This window comes from Bacillus sp. CGMCC 1.60114, from assembly GCF_042676365.1.
Taxonomy (GTDB): Bacteria; Bacillota; Bacilli; order Bacillales; family Bacillaceae_G; genus Bacillus_A; species Bacillus_A rhizoplanae_A.
Genome location: NZ_JBHTHG010000007.1, coordinates 274538 through 298953 on the forward strand (window position 1 = coordinate 274538; position 24416 = coordinate 298953).

The 24416-nt window shown below is 36.9% G+C and carries 22 protein-coding genes and 2 tRNA genes; 3 read left to right on the plus strand and 21 right to left on the minus strand.

Annotated elements, in window-relative coordinates; all coding sequences use genetic code 11:
- Positions 1 to 44 precede the first annotated feature (44 nt).
- The 8 genes from ysxE to hemA all read right to left on the minus strand — a co-directional run bounded on the left by ysxE (position 45) and on the right by hemA (position 8595).
- Positions 45 to 1070, minus strand: coding sequence for a spore coat protein YsxE (gene ysxE, locus ACFQZ1_RS04545; RefSeq protein WP_377881047.1), 1026 nt, complete (start codon positions 1068 to 1070; stop codon positions 45 to 47).
- Between the two features lie 210 nt (positions 1071 to 1280).
- Entirely contained in the window at positions 1281 to 2246 is a 966-nt protein-coding gene (spoVID, locus tag ACFQZ1_RS04550) for a stage VI sporulation protein D (protein WP_377880905.1), read from the minus strand.
- A gap of 134 nt (positions 2247 to 2380) precedes the next feature.
- Entirely contained in the window at positions 2381 to 3670 is a 1290-nt protein-coding gene (gene hemL, locus ACFQZ1_RS04555; protein ID WP_377880907.1) for a glutamate-1-semialdehyde 2,1-aminomutase, read from the minus strand.
- Positions 3670 to 4659: a porphobilinogen synthase gene (gene hemB, locus ACFQZ1_RS04560; protein WP_377880909.1), complete on the minus strand. Its 990-nt coding sequence runs from the start codon at positions 4657 to 4659 to the stop codon at positions 3670 to 3672. Before hemB ends, hemL begins: the two co-directional genes overlap by 1 nt.
- A 37-nt stretch (positions 4660 to 4696) precedes the next feature.
- Positions 4697 to 5458, minus strand: a complete 762-nt coding sequence (locus ACFQZ1_RS04565) for a uroporphyrinogen-III synthase (RefSeq protein WP_377880911.1) — start codon at positions 5456 to 5458, stop codon at positions 4697 to 4699.
- Between the two features lie 4 nt (positions 5459 to 5462).
- Positions 5463 to 6392, minus strand: coding sequence for a hydroxymethylbilane synthase (gene hemC, locus ACFQZ1_RS04570; RefSeq protein ID WP_377880912.1), 930 nt, complete (start codon positions 6390 to 6392; stop codon positions 5463 to 5465).
- 15 nt (positions 6393 to 6407) lie between these two features.
- Positions 6408 to 7241 (minus strand): cytochrome c biogenesis protein, encoded by an 834-nt coding sequence (locus tag ACFQZ1_RS04575; RefSeq protein ID WP_377880913.1) that lies wholly within the window; start codon positions 7239 to 7241, stop codon positions 6408 to 6410.
- A 16-nt stretch (positions 7242 to 7257) separates the two neighbouring features.
- Positions 7258 to 8595: a glutamyl-tRNA reductase gene (gene hemA / locus ACFQZ1_RS04580; RefSeq protein ID WP_377880914.1), complete on the minus strand. Its 1338-nt coding sequence runs from the start codon at positions 8593 to 8595 to the stop codon at positions 7258 to 7260.
- 560 nt (positions 8596 to 9155) lie between these two features.
- Here hemA and ACFQZ1_RS04585 point away from each other — a divergent pair.
- A complete protein-coding gene (locus ACFQZ1_RS04585; protein ID WP_377880915.1) occupies positions 9156 to 9608 on the plus strand; it encodes a MarR family winged helix-turn-helix transcriptional regulator in 453 nt (150 codons plus the stop codon).
- Between the two features lie 2 nt (positions 9609 to 9610).
- Entirely contained in the window at positions 9611 to 10027 is a 417-nt protein-coding gene (locus ACFQZ1_RS04590; RefSeq protein WP_377880916.1) for an organic hydroperoxide resistance protein, read from the plus strand.
- Positions 10028 to 10051: 24 nt separating this feature from the next.
- Here ACFQZ1_RS04590 and ysxC read toward each other — a convergent pair whose 3' ends face one another.
- From ysxC to ACFQZ1_RS04625, 7 genes are all read right to left on the minus strand, one after another.
- A complete protein-coding gene (gene ysxC / locus ACFQZ1_RS04595) occupies positions 10052 to 10648 on the minus strand; it encodes a ribosome biogenesis GTP-binding protein YsxC (protein ID WP_377880917.1) in 597 nt (198 codons plus the stop codon).
- The gene (gene lon, locus ACFQZ1_RS04600) at positions 10645 to 12975 is read right to left on the minus strand and encodes an endopeptidase La (RefSeq protein WP_377880918.1); all 2331 of its coding nucleotides are present in this window, start codon (positions 12973 to 12975) and stop codon (positions 10645 to 10647) included. The genes ysxC and lon overlap by 4 nt, the downstream gene beginning before the upstream one ends.
- A 212-nt stretch (positions 12976 to 13187) precedes the next feature.
- Complete coding sequence (lonB, locus tag ACFQZ1_RS04605) at positions 13188 to 14858, minus strand: ATP-dependent protease LonB (RefSeq protein WP_377880919.1); 1671 nt, start codon at positions 14856 to 14858, stop codon at positions 13188 to 13190.
- A 226-nt stretch (positions 14859 to 15084) separates the two neighbouring features.
- Positions 15085 to 16350: an ATP-dependent protease ATP-binding subunit ClpX gene (clpX, locus tag ACFQZ1_RS04610; RefSeq protein WP_377880921.1), complete on the minus strand. Its 1266-nt coding sequence runs from the start codon at positions 16348 to 16350 to the stop codon at positions 15085 to 15087.
- 264 nt (positions 16351 to 16614) lie between these two features.
- A complete protein-coding gene (gene tig / locus ACFQZ1_RS04615; protein ID WP_377880922.1) occupies positions 16615 to 17898 on the minus strand; it encodes a trigger factor in 1284 nt (427 codons plus the stop codon).
- Between the two features lie 329 nt (positions 17899 to 18227).
- Positions 18228 to 19232, minus strand: coding sequence for a hypothetical protein (locus ACFQZ1_RS04620; protein WP_377880923.1), 1005 nt, complete (start codon positions 19230 to 19232; stop codon positions 18228 to 18230).
- 225 nt (positions 19233 to 19457) lie between these two features.
- Positions 19458 to 19706, minus strand: coding sequence for a hypothetical protein (locus ACFQZ1_RS04625; protein WP_377880924.1), 249 nt, complete (start codon positions 19704 to 19706; stop codon positions 19458 to 19460).
- Positions 19707 to 20010: 304 nt separating this feature from the next.
- Between ACFQZ1_RS04625 and ACFQZ1_RS04630 the strand changes: the two genes are divergently transcribed.
- The gene (locus ACFQZ1_RS04630; protein WP_230573822.1) at positions 20011 to 20625 is read left to right on the plus strand and encodes a PH domain-containing protein; all 615 of its coding nucleotides are present in this window, start codon (positions 20011 to 20013) and stop codon (positions 20623 to 20625) included.
- Positions 20626 to 20769: 144 nt separating this feature from the next.
- On the opposite strand, the gene ACFQZ1_RS04635 is transcribed toward ACFQZ1_RS04630, so the two are convergent.
- The 6 genes from ACFQZ1_RS04635 to ACFQZ1_RS04660 all read right to left on the minus strand — a co-directional run bounded on the left by ACFQZ1_RS04635 (position 20770) and on the right by ACFQZ1_RS04660 (position 24407).
- The gene (locus ACFQZ1_RS04635; RefSeq protein ID WP_377880925.1) at positions 20770 to 22005 is read right to left on the minus strand and encodes a COG4705 family protein; all 1236 of its coding nucleotides are present in this window, start codon (positions 22003 to 22005) and stop codon (positions 20770 to 20772) included.
- 323 nt (positions 22006 to 22328) lie between these two features.
- Complete coding sequence (locus ACFQZ1_RS04640) at positions 22329 to 22898, minus strand: hypothetical protein (protein WP_377880926.1); 570 nt, start codon at positions 22896 to 22898, stop codon at positions 22329 to 22331.
- A 124-nt stretch (positions 22899 to 23022) separates the two neighbouring features.
- Positions 23023 to 23096 (minus strand) — tRNA-Arg (locus ACFQZ1_RS04645).
- Position 23097: 1 nt separating this feature from the next.
- Positions 23098 to 23171 (minus strand) — tRNA-Gly (locus tag ACFQZ1_RS04650).
- Between the two features lie 101 nt (positions 23172 to 23272).
- On the minus strand, positions 23273 to 23779 hold the full coding sequence (locus tag ACFQZ1_RS04655) for a metallophosphoesterase (protein ID WP_377880927.1): 507 nt from the start codon (positions 23777 to 23779) through the stop codon (positions 23273 to 23275).
- 13 nt (positions 23780 to 23792) lie between these two features.
- A complete protein-coding gene (locus tag ACFQZ1_RS04660; RefSeq protein ID WP_377880929.1) occupies positions 23793 to 24407 on the minus strand; it encodes an XTP/dITP diphosphatase in 615 nt (204 codons plus the stop codon).
- Positions 24408 to 24416: the final 9 nt, after the last annotated feature.

Sequence of the window (24416 nt, forward strand, 5' to 3'; positions counted from 1 at the left end):
TCTTGAGGCTACGGCTAATTTCATTTTGAATTCCCCATCCAATTTTACTGTGGTTGTTGCTCAGCAGCTTGAAGCTGTGCCACAAAATACTCAATATTACTTATAAGCCAATGAGCTTGTTGAAGCATAGCTACATCATTTAGCTCCTGTTCTCCATTACGCACATTTCGAGTGTTTATATATGAATGCACTTGCTTTATAAATGTTTTTGGATAAGCTAAATATGCAAACATAAGTAACTTTTCTTCCTTTGTAAACGCAAAGTTCTTTTGATAGATTTGGTACCATTCATACCGATCATTTCTTGCAATTGGATATGTGTTAAAGGAACGTGAATAAAACTGAACGATATCTTGAACTGGAGTAGCAAGCTGCGCATCTTCCAAACTAATAAAATAACCATTCCGCTGATAATCAAATAAAAAGTGATTCATGGAAACATTGCCATGAATAAATGAAATGCGTGTTTTTTCTTTTTCTTTCATCGCTTCATGCCATTCTGTAAACTGTTTCTTCGCAAATTCATGAGCACGCAGCGCTTGGTGAAAGTAAGTGCAATACTGCAATTCAAACGGAGACATATACCACTTTGCTTCAGAGTCAACTAAAAACTGCTCTAATAGGTCTCCATCTTGTTCCCAGCGACTTGAAATGGCATCAAAATGTTCCTGAAGCACCTCTTCCTTCACTTCTTCTTCTCGCGCCGTTTTTTTGTGCATTAAGGCAAGATTTTGAAACATTTTATGATACTGATCATTCTCTTCACCTTGTCCCTCTGCACTTCCTAACCAAGGCATTAAATAATAACCATGTTCACCATCATTTAACACGTGCCTTCCATCTTTCGTATGGTAAATCGGTGCAAAATTCGTAAAGCCCTTTTCTCGTAAAAATTGAACATGATACATAAGATTACTTCGTTCTAATTTCTGAGGTGGTAATTTTTTCAACGCATATGGACCTTGGTTCGTATAAATTTTTATTACATTCCCATATTCCTCAATATGTTCAGGAGCTAATTGATATAGCTGCAAAATAGAAGCATAACGGTCTCGCAATTCCATGTCCATACGAACAACGACCCTTTCTACAGGAGCATAAAGTGAAACTTCCATAAGTAGGCGGTTTTCCTACTTATGGTTAGTTGAACCAATCGGGCGCATGCCAGCAGTTATCTCCCGCCTATCTCCTTCGCTTCTCTCTGAACCTTGAGGTGGAAATTTTACTGCCCAAAAATAGCGGGATGAAAAAGAAAAGAGGTGAGGAAGATTTCTCTTCACTCACTTTGTTTTCACTTTTGGCACTGGTATATACAAAATTTGTCCTGCTGTTAAATATATATCATCTGTTTGATTTACACGGTGTAAATGTTGTACTGAAGTATCATATCGCTCTGCAACCGATTCAATCGTATCGCCTTCTTGCACAAAATATAATCGCAGTTTTGTAAATTCATCTTCTGGCTGCTTTGCAAATAATTTTGTTAAGTATAGCGCATTTTCATCTCGTTGTGAGTATGAAACTTCCTCTTGCGCCTCCTCATTGGCAGCTTCATGTTTTTCTTTCGGTTCCTTACGTCCAAAAAACAGCTGCGGTGCGACTTCTTCTTGTTTTTCTTGTTTTTCTTCCTTTTCTTCAACTTCTTGTTCCTCTTCTAGCTCCAGCTCCGGTTCTTGACGAGCTTCTAGCTGAAATGGCTCAAAAGCATAATCTTCCCACTCATCAGTCTCTATTTCTTCTTCATCCGCTTCTTCATCCTCTTCTCTAATTTCTTCTTCTCCCTCTTCCTCTTCTCCTACTTCTTCCTCTTCACGCTCTTCATTACACAATCCATGAATTGAAATATCCGCTAAAAGCTGCAAACAACCATTTTCTAACAATACATAATCAAATTCTTCAATATCCACATATAAATCTTCAACTTGCTTCACGCGTCCTCTTGGAATAGAAACCTCTAATGGAAACGAATGCACTAATTCATTTATACCATCTTCACGTGTTTCCACATAATCTACAGTGCGCGCTGGCGACAATTCTCGTAATGAGAACGCGTCTATTTCTTCCTTTGCAATATATTCTCCTGTTAAATCTAGCTGTCCATATACAACAATTTCATATTCACGTTCCTCTATAACAACATCAGGATCTAACGAAATAGAAAGTAACTCATTGACTTCCTGTCCTTTTTGAAACCAAACAGATTCTTTTAACGAAAACCGCAATGAAGTTTGTTGATCTGCTGCCACTTCGTATTCCCCCTCTCAAACTATATGTCATTACAGGTTTATGTGAGAAACAGAGACTTTATGAATAAAAAAATCGCCCTCACTTGAGAGCGATTTTTGTCCCACATATTTAACAAAATAAAAGGGCTAACAAATTATCCCTTTAATTTAGACATAGCCATTTCTGCCGCTGCAATAGTTGCTTCAATATCAGCATCACTATGTGCAGTTGATAGGAACAACCCTTCAAATTGAGAAGGTGGTAAAAATACGCCTTGTTCTACCATTTCACGGTAATATGCTGCAAAATATTCTAAATTAGACGTTTTTGCTGTTTCATAGTTAATAACCTTTTCATCTGTAAAGAAAATGCCCACCATGGAACCAGCACGGTTAATACAATGCGGAATATCATATTTTACAGCGGCTTCATGTAAACCTTTTTCAAGCATTTCTGCTTTACGTTCAAATTCTTTATAGCTCTCCGGTGTTAATTGGACAAGCGTTTCATATCCAGCTGTCATCGCTAATGGATTACCAGATAATGTACCAGCTTGATAAATCGGTCCACTTGGTGCGACTTGCTTCATAATTTCAGCTTTACCACCATAAGCCCCGACAGGAAGACCACCGCCAATTACTTTACCTAAGCATGTTAAATCAGGTGTTACTCCAAAATATCCTTGTCCACAATTATAAGCCACACGGAATCCCGTCATAACTTCATCAAAAATAAGAAGTGCACCATATTCCGTTGTAACATCACGAAGTCCTTGTAAAAATGCTGGGAGTGGTGGTACAACGCCCATATTTCCAGCTACTGGCTCTACAATGACACACGCAATATCATCACCGAACTGTTCAAAAGCATATTTCACACTTTCTAAATCATTATACGCAACAGTAATCGTATTTTTTGCAACACCTTCCGGCACACCAGGACTATCTGGTAAACCAAGCGTAGCAACACCAGAACCAGCTTTAATTAAAAGGGAATCACCATGCCCGTGATAGCAACCTTCAAATTTCAAAATTTTATTACGTCCTGTGTAACCGCGTGCTAAGCGAAGTGCACTCATTGTCGCTTCTGTTCCAGAGTTTACCATACGTACAATTTCAATAGACGGTACGCGGTCGATTACAAGCTGCGCTAATTTATTTTCAATTTCTGTTGGCGCACCGAAGCTTGTCCCTTTTTCTACTATCGCTTTTAACGCCTCAACAACCCGGTCGTTGGAATGCCCATGAATAAGCGGGCCCCATGACAATACATAATCAATGTATTCATTTCCATCAATATCATAAACCTTAGAGCCTTTTCCACGATCCATAAATAATGGATTCATACCGACAGATTTAAATGCACGCACTGGGCTATTTACACCGCCTGGCATTAAATCTTTTGCTGTTTCAAAAGCTTCAATTGATTTATCAAAACTTTTCATTATCGTGCGCTCCCTTCTTGTAACCATCTCGCTGCATCTTTTGCATGATATGTAAGTATTAAATCTGCTCCAGCACGCTTCATACTTAATAATTTTTCAAGAACAATATCTTTTTCATTAACCCAGCCATTTTGTGCCGCCGCTTTAATCATTGAGTATTCACCACTCACATTATACGCAACAACCGGAAGATTAAAGTTATTTTTCACATCACGAATAATATCTAAATAAGAAAGCGCTGGCTTCACAATTAAGAAGTCCGCTCCTTCCATTACATCTGACTCAGCTTCGCGGAACGCTTCTAAGCGATTCGCTGGATCCATTTGATATGTTTTACGATCACCAAATTGCGGTGCACCATGTGCAGCATCACGAAACGGTCCATAAAAAGCAGACGCATATTTTACTGCATATGACATAACTGGAACATGCGCAAAACCGTTCTCATCTAACGCATGACGAATAGCCGCTACAAATCCATCCATCATATTAGATGGCGCAATAATATCTGCACCTGCTTTTGCTTGACTTACTGCTGTTTTGGCAAGAACCTCTAACGATTCATCATTTAAAATAATTCCATCTTCAATTACACCGCAATGCCCATGACTCGTATACTGGCATAAACATGTATCTGCGATTACAACTAATTCTGGGAATTGCTCTTTAATTTGTGTAATTGCTCGCTGTACGATACCATGCTCACAATACGCAGAAGAACCAACTTCATCTTTTTCAGCAGGTATACCGAATACGATAACTGAACGAATACCTAAATCAACAACTTCTTGCATTTCTGCTTGCAAATGGTCTAAAGAAATTTGAAATACATCCGGCATAGAAGGAACTTCATTACGTTTGTTTTCTCCTTCTACAACAAAAATTGGATAAATGAAATCTTCTGTATGTAAATGTGTTTCACGCACAAGAGCACGCATACCTGCACTTTGTCGCAAACGACGATGACGGTTAAATTGTAAAGGATTCATAATTTTTTCCATCTCCAATTCTTAAAGTTTCATTTTATTATACATTTTTATAATAATATTCTGAAATGCATTGTAACATAGCTTCAATCGTATATTCTTTCGGAATGAGAAGATTTTGAAAATGTTTACGCGCTTCTCGTTCTGTAATTGGGCCTATACAAGCAATTGTACATCCTTTTATCCATTCTCTCCAGTTTTCACCCTCAAGCAATGCGATAAAACTTTGCACAGTCGATGGACTTGTAAAAGTAATCACATCGATTTCTCTCGATTGCAGTGCATCGATAAGCTGTCTGCGCTTTTGTGCATGGACCGTAGTTTCATATACAATAAGCTCACGTACGATAGCACCATGACCTCGCAATGCTTTTGATATCACATCTCTTGCAAGGTTGCCTTTTGACAATAACACACGCGTTCCGCTTCCTATATGACTCACAAATTCTTCCGCAAATGCTTCAGCTACAAATGCAGTTGGTACAAAATGAACAATATAACCGCGTTGCTCTAATTCTTTCTTTGTTTTTACACCAACTGCAGCAATTTTAATGGTATGTGGTAACGGTTGCTTTATACCATCTAAAAAGAAATTCACACCATTTTTGCTTGTGAAAATAATCCAATTATATGTGTTTAATTCATCATACACTTGTTGAAAGTTCTCATCTGAAACTGCTGTTATATGCAAAAGCGGAATTTCTACTGGAATTCCGCCCTGCTTTTGCACTTCTGTACTCATTTGCTTCGCCTGTTGCTCAGCTCTTGTAATTAGCACTGTTTTTCCACGAAGAGAAGTCATATTGCTAGTTTTGCTCCTGATTTGCTAAAACAATAAGTTCCTTCGCTCCTTGCCCGATTAACAAGTCTGCTGCTCGTTCTCCAACTTCTCGCGAATTTTCACCAGTCACAACTTCTTTCAATAAGACAGTTCCATCTGCAGATCCAACAAGAGCTGTTAATTCAATTTGGTCATCTTCTTTCAGCGTCGCATATCCAGCAATTGGCACTTGGCAGCCACCTTCTAATTTATGAAGAAATACCCGTTCTGCTTCAACTGTTTTCGCTGTTACACTATCATTCAAATGACTTAGTAATTGTAATAAATCCGTATCATCTTCTCGACATTCAATAGATAACGCACCTTGTCCAACAGCTGGTACGCACACTATTTCATCTAAGTATCCTGTAATCACATCATCTGCCCAGCCCATTCGCTTTAATCCTGCTGCTGCTAAAATAATCGCATCGTAATTTTCTTCTTTCAGCTTACGAAGTCTCGTATCGATATTTCCACGAATCCATTTGATTTGTAAATCAGGACGTGCTGCTAACAACTGCGCACTGCGACGTAAACTGCTTGTACCGATAACAGCTCCTTCTGGCAACTCATCAAACGATTCACCATTCTTAGAAATAAACGCATCACGTGGATCAACACGTTTCGGAATACATCCAATTGTTAATCCCTCAGGAAGTACTGCCGGCATATCTTTCATGCTATGAACAGCCATATCAATTTCTTTCGTAAGCAGCGCATGTTCAATCTCTTTTACAAACAACCCTTTTCCGCCTACTTTCGAAAGTGTCACATCTAAAATAACGTCACCTTTCGTTACAATTTCTTTCACTTCAAATTCATATGGCAATCCTAGTGCTTTCAATTGATCGATAAACCAATGTGTTTGCGTTAATGCCAATTTACTTTTTCTTGATCCTACAATAATTTTGCGCATATTTTTCTCTCCTCATTATAAGTACCAAAAATGGAAATTCGATAAACTGCTAAATAAAAAAATATTAATTAACATGATGAGAAATGCCCCAATGTTCCAACTTGCAATTTTCTTCCCCTGCAATGTATCTGAGCCGCGCAAATAAATACCTGCACAGTACACAAATAAAACAACGAAAGATCCGATTACCTTCGCGTCATACCAATGAAAATTATCTAACTTCGTATATCCCCATATACACCCGAGCAAAATTGCCAATAAAAAAAACGGGACAGAAAATAAATTCAAACCGTATGACATAGAATCAAGCTTCGGTAAATTTCCTAACCGTCTTAATCTTGCATTCCACTTTTTTTGTTTTAGCAAACGATATTGAATTAAATACATAATAGAAAAAATAAAGGAAACTGTGAACGTAGCATAGGAAATAATCGCCATACCAACATGCACATAGACAAGCTCCGATACCAATTGATTTGCCAATACCGGCGACATTTGTCCAAGTGGAGTAAAAATAGAAACAGCGCTTACACCAAATGCAATCATATTTGTAAAAAAGACCAAAAAATCAATACGCATAAATCGGTTAATAACTAATGATAATGTAATTAATAGCCACACATAAAAATAAATACCCGATAGCAGTGTTAAAATAGGATTGATTTCCGCTTCTGTTGCTCGAAGTAACATAAATATCGAATATAATACCCATACAACGGAAAGTAACCAAAAGGCAATTCGATTTGCCTTTCGGTTACTTTGAAAATAATCTATGAAATATAAACTCACGCTACAGGCATATAAAATAATGGCAATATGATAAATAATGCTATTGTTTAAAATACCCATCCATTTATCCTTTCCATTACAAAGATGGAGCGGATACTGTCCACTTCTCTGTCTGTTTCCATTCTGCTTTGTTCTCTTTCACTACTTCTTTCGCATTTAAATCAAAAATTTTCGCAAATAGAGCAAGTTTTGCTTGCGCATCTTCTTCAACCGCCAACTCTTTGGCAATTAAAATTGGATCTTTTAACAATTGATTAATAATACTTTTCGTATGCTTACTAATCACTTTTCGTTCACGATCTGTTAATGTTGGAATCTTTCGTTCAATGCTTTGCATTGTTTCACTTTGAATCGCTAATGCTTTATCACGAAGCTCCGAAATTAATGGTACGACACCAAGTGTATTTAACCATGATTTAAATAGAGTCATTTCTTCTTCAATCATAATTTGAATTTTTTCAGCTTCTTTTAATCGCTCAGCACGATTTGCCTCCACAACGCCTTGTAAATCATCAATATCATATAAGAAAACACTTTCTAATACATCAATTGCTGGATCAATATCCCGCGGCACCGCAATATCTACCATAAAAAGCGGACGACCAGAGCGCATACCCTCTACTTTGGACATCATTTCTTTCGTAATCACATATTCAGAAGCACCTGTTGAACTAATTACAATATCAGCCTCTAACAATGCACACTGTAGTTGATCTAATGGCTTTGCGTGCCCCATATATTTTTCTGCCATCGTTTCCGCTTTGGTAAACGTACGATTCATAACAGTCACTTTATGAGTACCGCTTCCGTACAAATTTTGCAATGCTAATTCGCCCATTTTCCCCGCACCAAGAATAAGAACATGGCAATCTTTCAAATCACCGAAAATTTTCTTTCCAAGTTCAACAGCTGCATAACTTACCGACATCGCATTGCCACCAATTGTTGTTTCAGAATGTGCACGTTTTGCTAGCGTAACAACTTGTTTAAACAATTCATTAAATATTGTTCCTGTCGTTTTTACTTCTTGTGCTAGTAAGAAGCTATTACGAATTTGACCTAAAATTTGCGTTTCTCCCACTACCATTGAATCTAACCCGCATGTTACGCGGAATAAATGATCTGTAGCACCGTCTTGCTCATATATAGACAAATATGATGCAATTTCTTCTATTTCAAGCTGAAACCAATCAGCCATAAATTTCTTAATATAATAGCGTCCTGTGTGTAACTGATCTACCACAGCATAGATTTCCGTTCGATTGCACGTTGATACAATGACATTTTCTAATACACTTTTTTGTTTTTGTAACGTTGTCATTGCCTGCTCTAACTCTGCTGCCTGGAACGTTAGTTTCTCACGAATTTCTACAGGGGCTGTTCGATAGTTAACACCAACAACAAGAATATGCACGCAGCATGTCCCCCTTCAACCGATTTTTCATCTTATCTACTATCATAATACAACTTTCCTCTTATAAATCCGACAATCATGTGAACATCCTCTTATTTTTTCTTCCTTAATTGACAATAAGACATTCACTGAAATATGTAAAGAATGAAAGAAGAAAGGTGAGGAAAACTTTTATAAAGATCGATACATGCAACTAAGCATCGGTGTAAAGAATACAAAAACCCTACTTTCCCTTCAAAAGGACAGTAAAAATTCTCTCTTATCCAGAAAAGAGACTATCCCTAAACTTCCCTTTCAGGAGGAAAGGAGAGTTTCAATTTATAATAATTATAAGATAATAACTCTATCTGTACGTTACCAAAAAAAATTGTTGGAATCAAGTAATGGAAACTATTCCATATGTGCAGAAAGACTATCTTTTCCTAGCCTCTTTCAAATGAAAGAAAATATGTATGATTATGCCAAATGATAGATTTTCTTTTTGTTTGACATATCATTTATTTTATTTTATATTAATTGTACAAAATTTAATCTTGCACAATTCAAAAGGAGAGATACTCATGCATGAGAATCCTTTACATCTAGACAATCAGCTTTGTTTTTCTATTTATGCTTGTTCTAGAGAAATAACACGCTTTTATCGCTCTTATTTAGAAGAAATGGAGATTACCTATCCTCAATACATTACCTTGTTAGTATTATGGGAAAGAGATGGATTAACAGTAAAAGAAATCGGAGAACGATTATTTTTAGATTCCGGGACATTAACGCCCATGTTAAAAAGAATGGAAGGGCTCCAGCTTGTTAAGCGTGTTCGCTCAAAAGAAGATGAGCGCAAAGTATGTATTGAACTAACAGAGAAAGGAGGTGCTTTAAAGGAAAAGGCCTGTTCTTTACCGCAAACAATGGCATCGCATTTAGGAATTACAGCAGACGATTATAAAACTTTATTACTTCAATTAAATAAGCTAATTGAAACAATGAAAACAATAAATGATAGAAAAGAGGAATAGACATGGAAAAATTATATACTGCTACAGTAACAGCAACAGGTGGACGAAATGGAAAAGTAATTTCTGAGGATGGTGTATTAAATCTTGATGTAAAAATGCCAAAAGCATTAGGTGGCATGGGAGGCGAAGCAACAAACCCTGAACAATTATTCGCAGCAGGTTATGCCGCTTGTTTTGATAGTGCGCTGCAGCTTGTAATTCGTACGAAACGCGTAAAAGTAGAAAGTACGGAAGTAACGGCTCACGTATCAATTGGCAAAGATACAGATGGGGGATTCGGATTAGCTGTCACATTAGATGTACGCGTAGCTGGCGTATCTCACGAAGAAGCAAAACAATTAGTAGAAGCTGCACACGGGGTATGTCCATACTCTAAAGCAACAAGAGGAAATATTGAAGTTACATTAAACGTACTATAGCACAAAAAAACGTGTGACAATTCGTCACACGTTTTTTGTATTTGTAAACTTATGAATCGCTTTCCACGCTTCTTCTTTCCCAAGACCTGTTTCTGAAGAGAATAATACGACTTCATCTCCTGGTTCTACATCAAGCGTCTCTTTCACAACTTTTAAATGCTTTTGCCATTTTCCTTTTGGAATTTTATCAGCTTTTGTTGCGATAATGATTGTTGGAATTTCATAATGCTTTAAGAAATCATACATCATCACATCGTCACTCGTCGGCTTATGACGTAAATCAATAACAAGAACAGCTGCATCTAGCTGCTTTCTTGTTGTGAAATACGTTTCGATCATCTTACCCCATGCTGCTCGTTCTGACTTCGATACCTTCGCATATCCATAACCTGGTACATCCACAAAATGCATCATGTCATTAATAATGAAAAAGTTTAGTGTTTGCGTTTTTCCTGGTTTAGAGGAAATGCGCACTAATTTTTTTCGGTTTAAAATTTTATTAATAAAGGATGACTTTCCAACATTGGAACGACCTGCTAATGCGATTTCTGGTAAATCACCATCAGGGTATTGTTCTGGTTTGACTGCACTAATGACAATCTCCGCTTTTGTTACTTTCATTTTTTCACTCCTACTAATGCGTGCTCTAGTACCTCATCTAAATGAGAAACTGGCACAAACGTAAGGTTTTCCTTTACGCTTTCTGGAATATCGTCTAAATCTCTCTCATTTTCTGCAGGTAAAATAATTTTCGTTAATCCTGCACGATGCGCACTTAACGTTTTCTCTTTCAATCCACCAATTGGTAACACACGGCCACGAAGTGTAATTTCACCCGTCATTCCTACTTCTTTACTAACAGGAATTCCTGTTAATGCTGAAATAAGGGCCGTCGCTATCGTAATGCCCGCTGATGGTCCGTCTTTTGGTACAGCACCTTCGGGAACATGAATATGGATATCATGTTTTTCATGAAAATTAGGGTCAATATGCAATTCTTCTGCACGCGAACGAATATAACTAAATGCCGCTTGTGCAGATTCCTTCATTACATCCCCAAGTTTCCCTGTTAAAATTAACTTCCCTTTACCCGGAGATACTGATACCTCTATTGCAAGCGTATCTCCCCCAGCTGATGTATACGCTAAACCTGTTGCCATACCTACTTGATCTTTCGTTTCAGCCTGACCATAACGATATACACGCTTTCCAAGCAATTCTGTAATATTCTTTTCCGTTACAACAACGCGCTTACGCTCTTCTGTTACAACAATCTTTGCTGCTTTTCGGCAAAGCTTTGCAAGCTGACGCTCTAACGTACGAACACCCGCTTCACGTGTATAGTAACGGATAATTTCAAGAAGCGCTTCATCACGTACTTGTAAATTTCCTTTTTTCAAGCCATGTTCCTTCAATTGTTTTGGAAGCAAATGCTCACGGGCAATATGTACTTTTTCAAGTTCTGTATAACCAGCAATTGAAATAATCTCCATACGATCAAGAAGTGGACCTGGAATACTTGCCAGCGTATTAGCTGTTGCAATAAACATAACTTTCGATAAATCGTATGGTTCTTCAATGTAATGATCACTGAAGTTATGATTTTGTTCCGGATCTAATACCTCTAATAATGCTGCTGAAGGATCTCCTCTAAAATCATTTGACATTTTATCAATCTCATCTAATAAAAAGACCGGATTGATTGCCTTTGCTTTTTTCATTCCTTGAATAATACGGCCCGGCATCGCACCAACATACGTACGACGATGGCCACGAATTTCAGATTCATCACGTACACCGCCAAGTGAGACACGAACAAAATTACGATTTAATGATGTCGCAATTGATTTAGCTAACGATGTTTTCCCAACCCCAGGAGGACCGACTAAACAAAGAATAGGTCCCTTTAATGAATTAGTGAGCTTTTGCACTGCTAAATATTCAAGTACTCGCTCTTTTACTTTTTCAAGCCCATAATGCTCTTCATTTAAAATTTTTTCAGCGCGCATAAGATCTATACGATCTTCTGTTGCTTCAGTCCAAGGAAGAGATAATAACCAATCAATATAATTGCGAATCACACCGCTCTCTGCTGAACTTGCCGGCAATTTCTCATAACGATCTAGTTCTTTTAAAGCTGCCCGCTGCGTTTCTTCAGGCATTCCCGATTCTTCAATCTTTTCACGAAGCTCGTCTACTTCGCCGCCTTTTCCTTCTTTATCACCTAGTTCTTTTTGAATAGCTTTCATTTGCTCACGTAAGAAGTACTCTTTTTGTGTACGCTCCATAGAACGCTTCACTTGCTGACCAATTTTCTTTTCTAAGTTTAGTAACTCTTTTTCATCTTGAATAAAAGAAATAAGTGTATGTAATCGTTCTTTCACCGCAGTGACTTCTAAAATCTCTTGCTTTTGTTTCATTTTAAGCGGCAAATGAGATGCTACGAGATCAGCTAATCGACCTGGTTCATCAACATCAACAACTGTTACAAAAGTTTCATCTGAAACCTTCTTAGACAGCTTAATATATTGCTCAAAATACTCAATTAGTGTACGCATGAGTGCTTTTTCTTCTAGATCGCCCTCTTCTTCTTCCATTAACGTACGGACATTAGCTGTAATTACATCGTCTTCTTCGATGAATTCGGTCATTTCTACTCTATGTAAACCCTCTACAAGGATACGCATCGTCCCGTTTGGCAATTTGAGCATTTGCTTTATTTTTGCTAACGTACCCACTTTATAAATATCATCTTCTTTCGGATCATCGATATTCACGTCTTTTTGCATCGCTAAAAAAATTATATTTTCATCTACAGCCGCCTGCTCGAGCGCTTGTATCGATTTATCACGTCCTACATCAAGATGCAGAACCATCGTCGGATATACGAGAACGCCTCTTAATGGTAGGAGGGGCACGATTCTTTCGTTCGCATTCATATTAGACATAGCACCTCCATAAATATCTTTGTTTCCCTATTTTATATTACAATAAAGCCTTATGCAATCGCAGAGACTCGATGCTCTATTGCTCGTTAAAGAAAAAGGGACTTCGCTTAAGCGTATAACAACTTAAACGAAGTCTAGAATATCCTGATCTAACGAGTGATAAAGTTAGTCTCCCTCTCGTATGATAATGCCCGATTGGTTCATCTAACCCTTTACATCGATTGCACGTCACCTTCATCTAAGGAAAGCAATGCATCGTCTCTTCCCTCAATTTTTTCTTTTACAAATGCTAATGCAAATACTTCTTTTAATTTTCGCACAGGAACGATTTCAATACCTTTGATTGTGTAAAGAAAAGGCTGCATATTTTCTGCTGGAATTAACACTTTCTTTGCCCCAGCCTTTTTCGCTGCTTTTACTTTCGCGTAAACGCCACCAACTGGTTTTACTTCTCCGTGAATACTAATTTCTCCAGTCATCGCTACTTCATTATTGATATACATGCGATGAACAGCAGAATATACGCCCGTTGCAATGGCAATACCGGCAGATGGTCCGTCAATAGGAATACCGCCTGGAAAGTTAATATGTATATCGTATCCTTCTGGTAATAGATCTAGCGAACGAAGGACAGTCACAACATTATCAACAGAACCTTTCGCCATACTTTTACGGCGAATTGATTTCGTTTGATTACCGATACTTTCTTCTTCAACAATTCCTGTTACCACAACGGACCCATTCTCTTTTGCTGGAATTGCTGTTACTTCTATTTCAAGTAGTGCCCCTGTATTTGGTCCATATACAGCCAAGCCATTTACAAGACCAATTTTTGGAATTGGATATACCCGCTTTTCATATTTCGGCGTCAGTTGACTTGAATGGATAACCCATTCAATATCCTCATCTTTTATAAAAGATCGCCCTTCGTTAATTGCCATTCCAGCGGAGATTTGTACAAGATTAATGGCTTCTCTTCCATTCCGTGCGTACATTCCAATCATTTCTATACCCTGTTTACCTAGCTCCATATCCACCTTTTCAGCGGCATTTTTGGCTACTGCTTCAATTTCTTCTGTATCCAGCTCACGAAAAAAGACTTCTAAACAGCGTGACCGAATAGCTGGAGGAATTTCATCAGGAGAACGTGTTGTTGCACCAACAAGGCGAAAGTCAGCTGGTAATCCCTTTTGGAAAATATCGTGAATATACGTTGGAATGAGAGAATTTTCTTCACTATAATATGCACTTTCCAAAAATACTTTACGATCCTCAAGCACTTTTAACATCTTATTCATTTGAATGGGATGCAATTCCCCAATCTCATCAATAAATAAAATACCTCCATGTGCATCTGTGACCGCTCCCTTTTTCGGTTGCGGAATACCGGCTTGTCCCATCGCTCCGGCACCTTGATAAATCGGATCATGAACAGAACCAATTAGCGGATCAGCAATCCCCCGCTCATCAAACCGAGCCGTTGTGGCATCCAGCTCAATAAATGTTGCAGTCATTCGAAACGGAGATTTCGAATTTTTCTTTGCTTCTTCTAATACGAGCCGAGCCGCTGCTGTTTTTCCAACTCCTGGCGGTCCGTATATAATAACATGTTGCGGATTTGGGCCGCATAGCGCAGCCTTTAAAGATTTAATACCATCTTCTTGTCCAACAATATCAGCAAAAGACGCCGGACGAACTTTTTCAGCAAGGGGTTCTGTTAAAGAAATTTCCCGCATTTTTCGAAGTTGCTCTAGCTCTTTCTTTGATTCTCTATCAATTGAAACTTTTTGTGTTCGCTGGTTTTTGAGTAAATGCCAAAAATATAATCCGACAATTACACCAAAGACAAGTTGAACGATTAAAAAAATATTTGTCCAGCTCATACTCATTTCCTCCCGCTATGTTTTACATATCAGTATCCCCTGGGAGGAAACACGCTAAACATAATAAGAAACAGCAATTATACAATTGCTGTTTCTTATTATGTTGCTATTCACGAATAATAGTATCCCCACCTCAAAATTCAGCAAAAGCAAAAAAGTTAGGTGGGGATTAATTTGTTCCACTCCTAATCAGCAAGAGGAAACTCCCCACTGATTAAGGTTTAATTTATGCAGATGTTTTTGTATCTTGTTCAAGTACAGTGCCATCTTGAAGCACTAATTTTGGCATAGCATTTTCTGCTACTGTTTCTTTTGAAATTACACATTTTTCAATATCTTTACGAGATGGAAGTTCGAACATCACATCAAGCATAAGACCTTCAATGATTGAACGAAGTCCACGTGCACCTGTTTTACGCTCAATTGCTTTTTTCGCAATTTCGACAAGGGCACCCTCTTCAAACTCTAATTCAACATCATCAAGTTCCAATAACTTTTGGAACTGCTTCACAAGAGCATTTTTCGGCTTTGTTAAGATATCAACAAGAGCACCTTCATCAAGCGGCTCTAAGTTCGCAATGACTGGAAGACGACCAATAAATTCTGGAATTAATCCAAATTTTAATAAGTCTTCTGGCAATACATGCGATAAAACATGCTTTTCTGTTACATCAGCATTTTTCTTCTCAGAACCGAAACCAATCACTTTTTCACCAAGACGGCGTTTAATAATTGGTTCAATGCCATCAAATGCACCACCACAAATGAATAAAATGTTTGTTGTATCAATTTGAATAAACTCTTGATGTGGATGCTTACGACCACCTTGAGGAGGAACGCTCGCTACAGTACCTTCTAAAATTTTAAGAAGTGCCTGTTGCACACCCTCACCAGATACGTCACGCGTAATTGACGGATTTTCTGACTTACGTGCCACTTTATCAATCTCGTCAATATAAATGATTCCTTTTTCTGCTTTCTCTACATCATAATCAGCTGCTTGAATAAGTTTTAGAAGGATGTTTTCTACATCTTCCCCAACGTATCCAGCTTCTGTTAGAGATGTTGCGTCAGCAATTGCAAATGGAACATTTAAAATACGCGCTAAAGTTTGCGCCAGTAAAGTTTTACCACTACCAGTTGGTCCAATTAAAGCAATATTACTTTTCGCTAATTCTACATCATCAATTTTGCTGTTAGAATTAATGCGCTTGTAATGATTATATACCGCTACCGCTAAGGCTTTCTTCGCTTGATCTTGTCCAATTACATATTCATCCAAAATTTCGCGAATCTCTACCGGTTTTGGTACATCTTTGAATTCTACTTCTTCATCTTTTGCGAGCTCCTCTTGCACGATTTCTGTGCAAAGTTCTATACATTCATCACAAATGTAGACACCAGGACCTGCAACAAGCTTTCGAACTTGCGTTTGTGTTTTACCACAGAAAGAACATTTCAATTGCCCTTTTTCATCATTAAATTTAAACATATTTTCACACCCCTTACAAAGTGCTAATACCTTGCCTTCGTATGTACACGATAAATGTATCGTATGTAAATACATATTATGTCACTACGTGGCGAGAAATACAAATAATATGGTTAGTTATGTACAAATAAAAAAATTTTGAAACTTTTGAAATATGTATATTCGACTTTCGAAGAATCATTTCCTTCTTCATAACAAAATGTCTTACAAATATATTTATATTTATAAAACAAGGCACGAGCAATGTCGCGCCTTGTTATTTTATTATGCAGCCTTGCTGTTATCTACTAAGAAATCTACTGCTTTACGAACTTGAAGGTCTTCTTTTACACCCTCAACGTTACCAAGAGCTTGTTTCACAGCGTCTACTGGCATGTTGTACATTTCAGCCATTTTTTCAACTTCTGCATTTACTTCTTCTTCTGTTACTTCAATGTTTTCAGCTTTGATGATTGCTTCAAGAACAAGGTTAGTTGTTACGCGTTTTGCTGCGTCTTCTTTCATTTGTTCTTTTAATTTTGCTTCATCAGTGCCTGTGAATTGGTAGTAAAGCTCTAAGTTCATGCCTTGGTAGCTTAAGCGTTGCTCGAATTCGCGAACCATACGATCTAACTCAGTTTCGATCATTGCTTCTGGAATATCAACTTCTGCATTTGCAGCAGCTTTTTCTACTACTTCGTCACGAAGTTTGTGCTCAGCTTCATGTTTTTTGTTCTCTTCTAAGTTTTCACGAAGTTTTGCTTTTAACTCATCAAGAGTTGCTACTTCTTCGTTTGCATCTTTCGCGAACTCATCATCTAAAGCAGGAAGTTCTTTCACTTTAATTTCATGAACTGTTACTTTAAATGTTGCTGGTTTACCAGCTAATTCTGCTGCATGGTATTCTTCTGGGAATGATACTTCCACTTCTTTTTGATCGCCAGCTTTTAAACCAATCACTTGCTCTTCAAATCCTGGGATGAATGTACCAGAACCGATTGCTAAAGAGTAGTTTTCGCCTTTTCCACCTTCGAATGCTTCGCCATCAACGAAACCTTCGAAGTCGATTACAGCTGTATCACCGTTTTCTACAGTGCCATCTTCTTTAACTACAAGCTCAGCTTGACGCTCTTGTAAAGATTTTAATTCGTTCTCTACATCTTCATCAGTTACAGTAGCATCAACTTTTTCTACTGTTAAGCCTTTGTACTCGCCTAATTTCACTTCAGGTTTTACAGTAACTTTTGCAGTGAAAATTAAGTTTTCGCCTTTTTCAAATTTCTCGATGTCGATTTCAGGGTGAGCAACTGGGAAGATACCAGTTTCATCAATTGCTTCTCCGTATGCTTTTGGTAAGATGATATCTAAAGCATCTTGATATAAAGATTCTACACCGAAGCGTTGTTCGAATAGTGGACGAGGCATTTTCCCTTTACGGAAGCCTGGCACATTAATTGTTTTTACAACTTTTTTGAACGCAGCGTCTAAAGAGTTGTTTACTTCTTTCGCATCAACTTCGATTGTTAAAACGCCAACGTTACCTTCTAATTTTTCCCATTTTGCAGCCATTTATTCTTTCCCTCCAACTATAATAATGTATGCACATACCTCTAGAGATCGAGGTATTTATCATTTCTAATAAAGAAACAATAAACACTCTAAAAAGCCAATGTATTCAGCTTTTCCATCCGTTATAAAAAAATTTGGACGTATCATTCTCAATCTACTATTTGCCTAAAAGACAAATACGGTATATTTTGTTCGAGAATAGTATGAAACATATAAGTAAGAGAATATTTGTTTCTATTCTCTTATAAAAAGGCAGATTTCAGCCTTTTACAACCCTTACATTATAACATAGAATATTCTCGTTTCAATAACTGAAACATTCTTTTTCATTATACTGGCATAAATCCTTCTTTCTCAATACGTAAAAACCATTGATATGCAACATGATATTCTTCAAGTGTAATATCATACTCACGAAGAAGCTGTTCCTCATGAATTGGCATTCCAAAACGCTTTCTTCCAATTCTCTCTAAAACAGCTGCCCATAACTTGTCTTTCTCTATTAATAAAGGAAACGGAAAAATGCTTGTTTGCATTTCTTTCCAATATGTAATAATCGCTTCATACATCGTTGGATTATCCTGCTCTAAACGATCAGACAATATATGTAACACTTCTCCTGTATCATATGGATTATAAGCTAAGTTAGCCGGTATGATTGTTATGATCTCACCGAATTTCTCCACATCTATGCTTTCTTCTATTTGATTTTCTATTAATACGTATAAGATGGAAGTTTTAATATACGGGTGTTTCGTTTCATCTAGTAAAAATGTACGCAGCGTCGGCAACGCACTTTTGACATTTCTATTCGGAAGACGATTTATCGCCCGCAATTGTTTCCCATAATCACCTTTCAGCAAAGCGTCAGCAAACGCAGGTTCATCAAAGAATACGTCATTATCTATCTCTACTGCTTCTTCACCATCTAACATACTCTTTGCAAACAATGCAAGTTGTGCTAATTTCTCTTTTTGCTCTTCTGTTATTTCTTTCGTTTGTAAAACGGACTGTACCGTTTCAATAATGCCTTCATAATCATTTGTTTGCACTAAAATCGTAACATATGTTTCGAGAATATCTTGAAATAAGAGTTCTCCTGTTTCAAGCAATTCCTCACATCGCTCTTTCGCTTCTTTCATTTCCTTTAATTCTAGTAAACAAATAACTGAAGCCAATTCTGATTGCTCTGTCTGTGCTCCGTACTGGCGCAACATTTCGAAGGATGTTAACGCTTCTTCAAACCGACGTTCACGCAATGCAATAAATCCTTCGTCGATAAATCGCGTTGTCAACTGCGGAAACAATACGACCGTACTTTCTTTTTTATCCATACGCTCGCCTCTTTTTTTAGATTTTCAATACACTTTAAAGTTAATATAACAAATGATAGTTCGGAACACAATATTTGGAATCTGTTCGTTTTTACTGAGAAAATACCGATTTTCGCTATATAAAAATCGAATATATTGGCTAGAAATACGAAAATAGAACTTTTATAGCAAATGAGGATTCTATGAAAGAAAATAAAAAACTCTCAGCTACCGGCGCGAAGAGTTTTAATGGAAAGCTTTTATAATAGTAGGATATACAAAGAGGGTTATCATTTGAAGAACAATAAACACCATTATGATGATGCTAAAGAAGAAAATAAGCTTACTGCGTTTCATCAATAACATAATAATAATCATGGTACCAATAATTGAACACATAAAAAATACACTTGTACTTGAACTTAATAATCCAATTGGAAACATAAATAATAAAATAACACTACAGATTCCAATAATCCCTAATAACCATTCCATTCCTTGTCCCCTTAAATCTTTATTTATGCAATTAAATGTTTTATAACATTAATCATGTCAATCAGTTTGTCATAGGCAACAACTCCAAAAGCAATCGATAAAGCCGTTACAGCTAAACCTTTCATTATTTCCCCTCCTCGCTTCGCCTTTGTTACCTTTATTATAAAATCTTTAGAAATAGTTACCATCGAACTTCCTTACATACACCTTACAAAATTGTAAGATTTATCAAAAAAAGACTTCTCTCATGTTATAATAAACTTGAAATGATTCAGAAATTTCAAAACGAAAGGGCGATAATACAATGTTTAAAAAAGTAGCAGCTGATATGCTTGGTTTAAGTGATATTGGGTCCGTTATTACCCCTGCTGATTATGATAAAGTAGATGCTGATGATTATGTCATGCATGAAGAAAACGAAAAAATTTATTTTTTAATCAAATCAAAAACAGATGAGTATTGCTTTACAAATACAGCTCTTATTCACGTTGATGGCACGAGCGCAGTAAGTAAGAAACGTACACTTCGCCGTTATAATTACAACACGCATAAAATTTCTAACGTTCTGCTCGAAACAGCAGGGACAGTAGATTTAGATATTGAGATTAAATTTAATATGGGCGGAGAGCATTACTCCATCGACATACATAAAAAACATATTGAAGAAGTAAAAGATTTATATAAAGCGCTTCTGAAGATCGCAGAAATCACTCACGAAAATGACATCGCAACGCAATACGCACATAAGAGCTTGGAAATGGCCTCTTCTACATTAGGCAACGTAAGAAATGCCGAAGTAGATGTAGCAGCACAGTTTAAAGAAATTAATCAAATTGCGTTCAATTGGCTTGTTGATACAAAGAAACAATATAATGTAAAAGATTTTGGCTTTGTATTTGAGAAGTTTATTAACAATTAACCTAAACTAATTTTGCTTTTCATTCTTTTTCTAATTACTATAGTTTTTCTGTAAAATTCATTGAAAACATAAAAAAACTGCACCCCAATTGTTAGTTGCGTCTAACAATTGGGGTGCAGTTCAGATTTACGATTCCTAAAATTTTTATTTATCCGCTCCATTTATGACACTAAGCGAATTGTTAAGTGCAGATTTGCACTTGTTGACATCAGGGTTTGATGAACGAACTGCCGCTAATACACTGTCAATAGTTCCATCAATTTCAGTCCATGTTGTGCCATCTATTTTCCTAAGTTTAGGCTCCGATACGTCCCATTCATGTTCCAAATCGTCAGCCCCTTTTTTCGCCGAAGTAAAGTCATTTGAATTTACATGGTTTAGCATATCACTTTCGATTTTAACAAAATCTGTTAATTGTCCAGCCAATGTAGTTTGTGTAGCATCGGTTTGCGGCGCTATATGATTACTGCACCAAACATAACCACCTATACCAACAACTAAGAACATGCATAGTACCACAATGGTTTGTGTCAAAACATTTTTCTTGTTTCCATTTGCTTGGTTTGTTTCTGCTGTATCACTTTTTGTCTTTGTATCAACTTTTGTAACAGCAAGAAAAACGATTATCGCTAAAATAGCTATTAGAAAAATCACACTAGTAACTGTTGTCCCCAAACCTAACCCGCCATTATTTTTTGGTTGAGATAGGTAATCTCCTAATGATGCTCCGAGTGGACGAGTAAGAATATACGCAATCCAAAACGCTAATATTCCATCAAGTTTCAAAAATTTCCATGCCAAAAATACACAACCAATTATAAGAACGACTATTATTCCTGTACGAAGATAACCAAGACCGAGTTGTTCAGAATATAAATCTCCGACTCCTGTTCCAAGTGCAAATGTGAAAAGAATGGTCAGCCAATAGAAAACTTCTCTTTTTCTTGTATAAACCGAGTGTATCGAGAGTGTTTTTTCACTGAGATACCAAAAAAGAAAAGTTAAACCTAGCAGTACGGAGAAAACTACCGTACTAACCTCAAGAGGTACTCCCATACTGTCTGTCAAATTATCAGTTACCAACGTTCCAAATACACTTATAAGAACAACAGTTAGCCAATAAATGCCTGGAACATATTTAGTTGCTCTGAATTGAAGATACAATGCAACGAAAAACGCTATTCCCATAATTATGGTAGTGAGAGTTAAACCAAATCCAAGGTTGAAATTTAGGAAATCAGCAAATGTTTCACCGACAGTTGTGCATAAAATTTTGATTATCCAGAAGAAGATCATGACTTCTGGAACCTTATTCAACATCTGTCGGCCTAGTGACGGGGCGGCAACGACTTCATCAGAAGCAGATAGATTTTTTGCCAATGAACTCATCTCCTTTTTATTGTATTTAAACCGATAATCAATGTCTCAAACCATTTCATGATTCTCGTTTATTTATTTGATGATTACTACAAGCTAGTCCCTATTTTAATATCTTTTAATGAAATTCGTCTGAAAATCTAATTAGATTTAAATGAGAACTTTATTAAAATTAATGTAACATCATAGAAGAGAAAAGCATTCTTTATAGTACGTTCTCTTCTGAGGGAGTTAAAAAACAAAAAAATAACAATCATTTAACACTAAAAAAGCATCGGTTTTATCACCAATGCTTTACTTTTTTATCATATTAAATAATACAATTACTATTTCTTATTTAAATCAAATCGAGCTATTTCTTTACCATCTAACGTCACTAATAGTGAAGCATCTAAAGCGTTATTCTCAAGTTTTTTCAATGCTTCTTTTGCTGGAACTCTTAGTGGAACTTGCGAGTTTTCTTCACTTACACCTAAATCAAAAGTTAGAATATATTCCCCACTTTTACCAGGTTTGATTTCTCCGCTAAAGGAACTTCCAAAACCTACACCCGATCCTTCATATGCAGAGGGGTCAAAAATATTAAAGCCAACTATTCCTTTGGAAGTATTCACCAATTTATCATTAGGTTCAATTTTCACTTGTAAACCTTTATCGCCAAATCCTCCAATTTTTTGCTTCCCATTATTTTTAATTTTAAACTCATAATATAATGCCGTTGGTACAAGCTCCTGCCCTTTCTTATCACCTTCTGTTATTCCTATCGCACCAACCTTATTTTTATCGGTAACTATATCAACTTTTGCATTTACAAGTTCTAAAGATAGTGTAGACGAGCAAGCTGTCAAAAGAGTCAAAAGCGATATAAAGCCTAAAAGCATTATAAATCGTTTCATTTCAAATCCCCCTTTTAACCATTCCTACACTCGGATTACTACCATTTTACTGGATCAAGCAAAAAAGAATACATTTAAAACAAACAAAAAACCTTGTTATCAAAAGATAACAAGGTTTTTTTAGCGTCCCAGGAGAGATTCGAACTCCCGACCGACGGCTTAGAAGGCCGTTGCTCTATCCTGCTGAGCTACTGGGACATGGAGCGGGTGAAGAGAATCGAACTCTCGACCAGAGCTTGGAAGGCTCTTGTTTTACCACTAAACTACACCCGCATGATATGAAATTTTTTCTAATGTCTCATCGACAGTTCTTATTATATTATTACCAATAATTAAAGTCAACATTTTTTTAAAATAGGGTGAAGAAAAATTTTTCACCCTATTTTAAACGTTTTTTCCGCTACAGTTGCACCATCTAATGTAAGAAAACGAATCTCTATTTCGCTTTCTTGTATTTCTAATAAAGCAAATGTTTTTTCTCTTCGCGAGCGCGGCAAAAGAATACTTCCTGGATTGATAAACAATATATCGTCTATGATTTCTGCTCCCAATATATGCGAATGACCGAAGCAAACAACATTTGCCTCAGCTTCTTTAGCACGATATAAAAGTGTTTGCAGCGTCATTTTAATATTGTATAAATGGCCATGCGTTACAAGAAAACGTGTGCTTTGTACATCTGCGATGATGTCATTTGAAAAATCACCAGCAAAATCACAATTTCCTTTCACTACATGAAATCCTTCTAGTTCAGAATGCTGAGATGTTAATTCAGAATCACCGCAATGAATCATTACATCTACGTTTCCCTCATATTGCTCTTTTAATTGCTTTAACTCTTTCACAGAACCGTGACTGTCGCTCACAATTAACGCCTTCATCGGTTTCGCTCCCTTATTGTTCTTCTCCTAAAAACCATACTGGAATTTTTTCTTCTAATTTTCGAAGAGCACGCCCGCGATGACTAATTTTATTTTTCTCATCGGATGATAATTCTGCCATTGCGCTTTTGTATTCTTCTACATAAAAGATTGGATCATAACCAAAGCCATTTTCCCCGCGCTGTTGTTCTAAAATTTTCCCTTCACACGTTCCGTTTACAATCAATGGTTTTTTATCTTCTTGTGGAAACGCAACGGCTAATGCGCAATAAAAACGTGCTGTACGTTTCTCCATTGGAATACCCTTTAATTCTTCTAGAACCTTTTGAATGTTAGCTTGATCATCCTTTTCCTCTCCTGCATAACGAGCAGAGCGAACTCCTGGTTTCCCCTGCAGGGCATCTACAATTAAACCCGAATCATCCGCAATGACAATTTCATCTAACTGTTTACATAGATGTTCCGCTTTTAAAATGGCATTCTCTTCAAACGTTTCACCAGTTTCTTCTACTTCTTCAATATGAGGAAAATCATAAAGTGATTTTACTTCTAAATCAAACTTTTCAAATAGCTCCGCAAATTCACGTACTTTCCCCGCATTCTTTGTCGCTACTACAACTTGTTTCATATTTTCGCC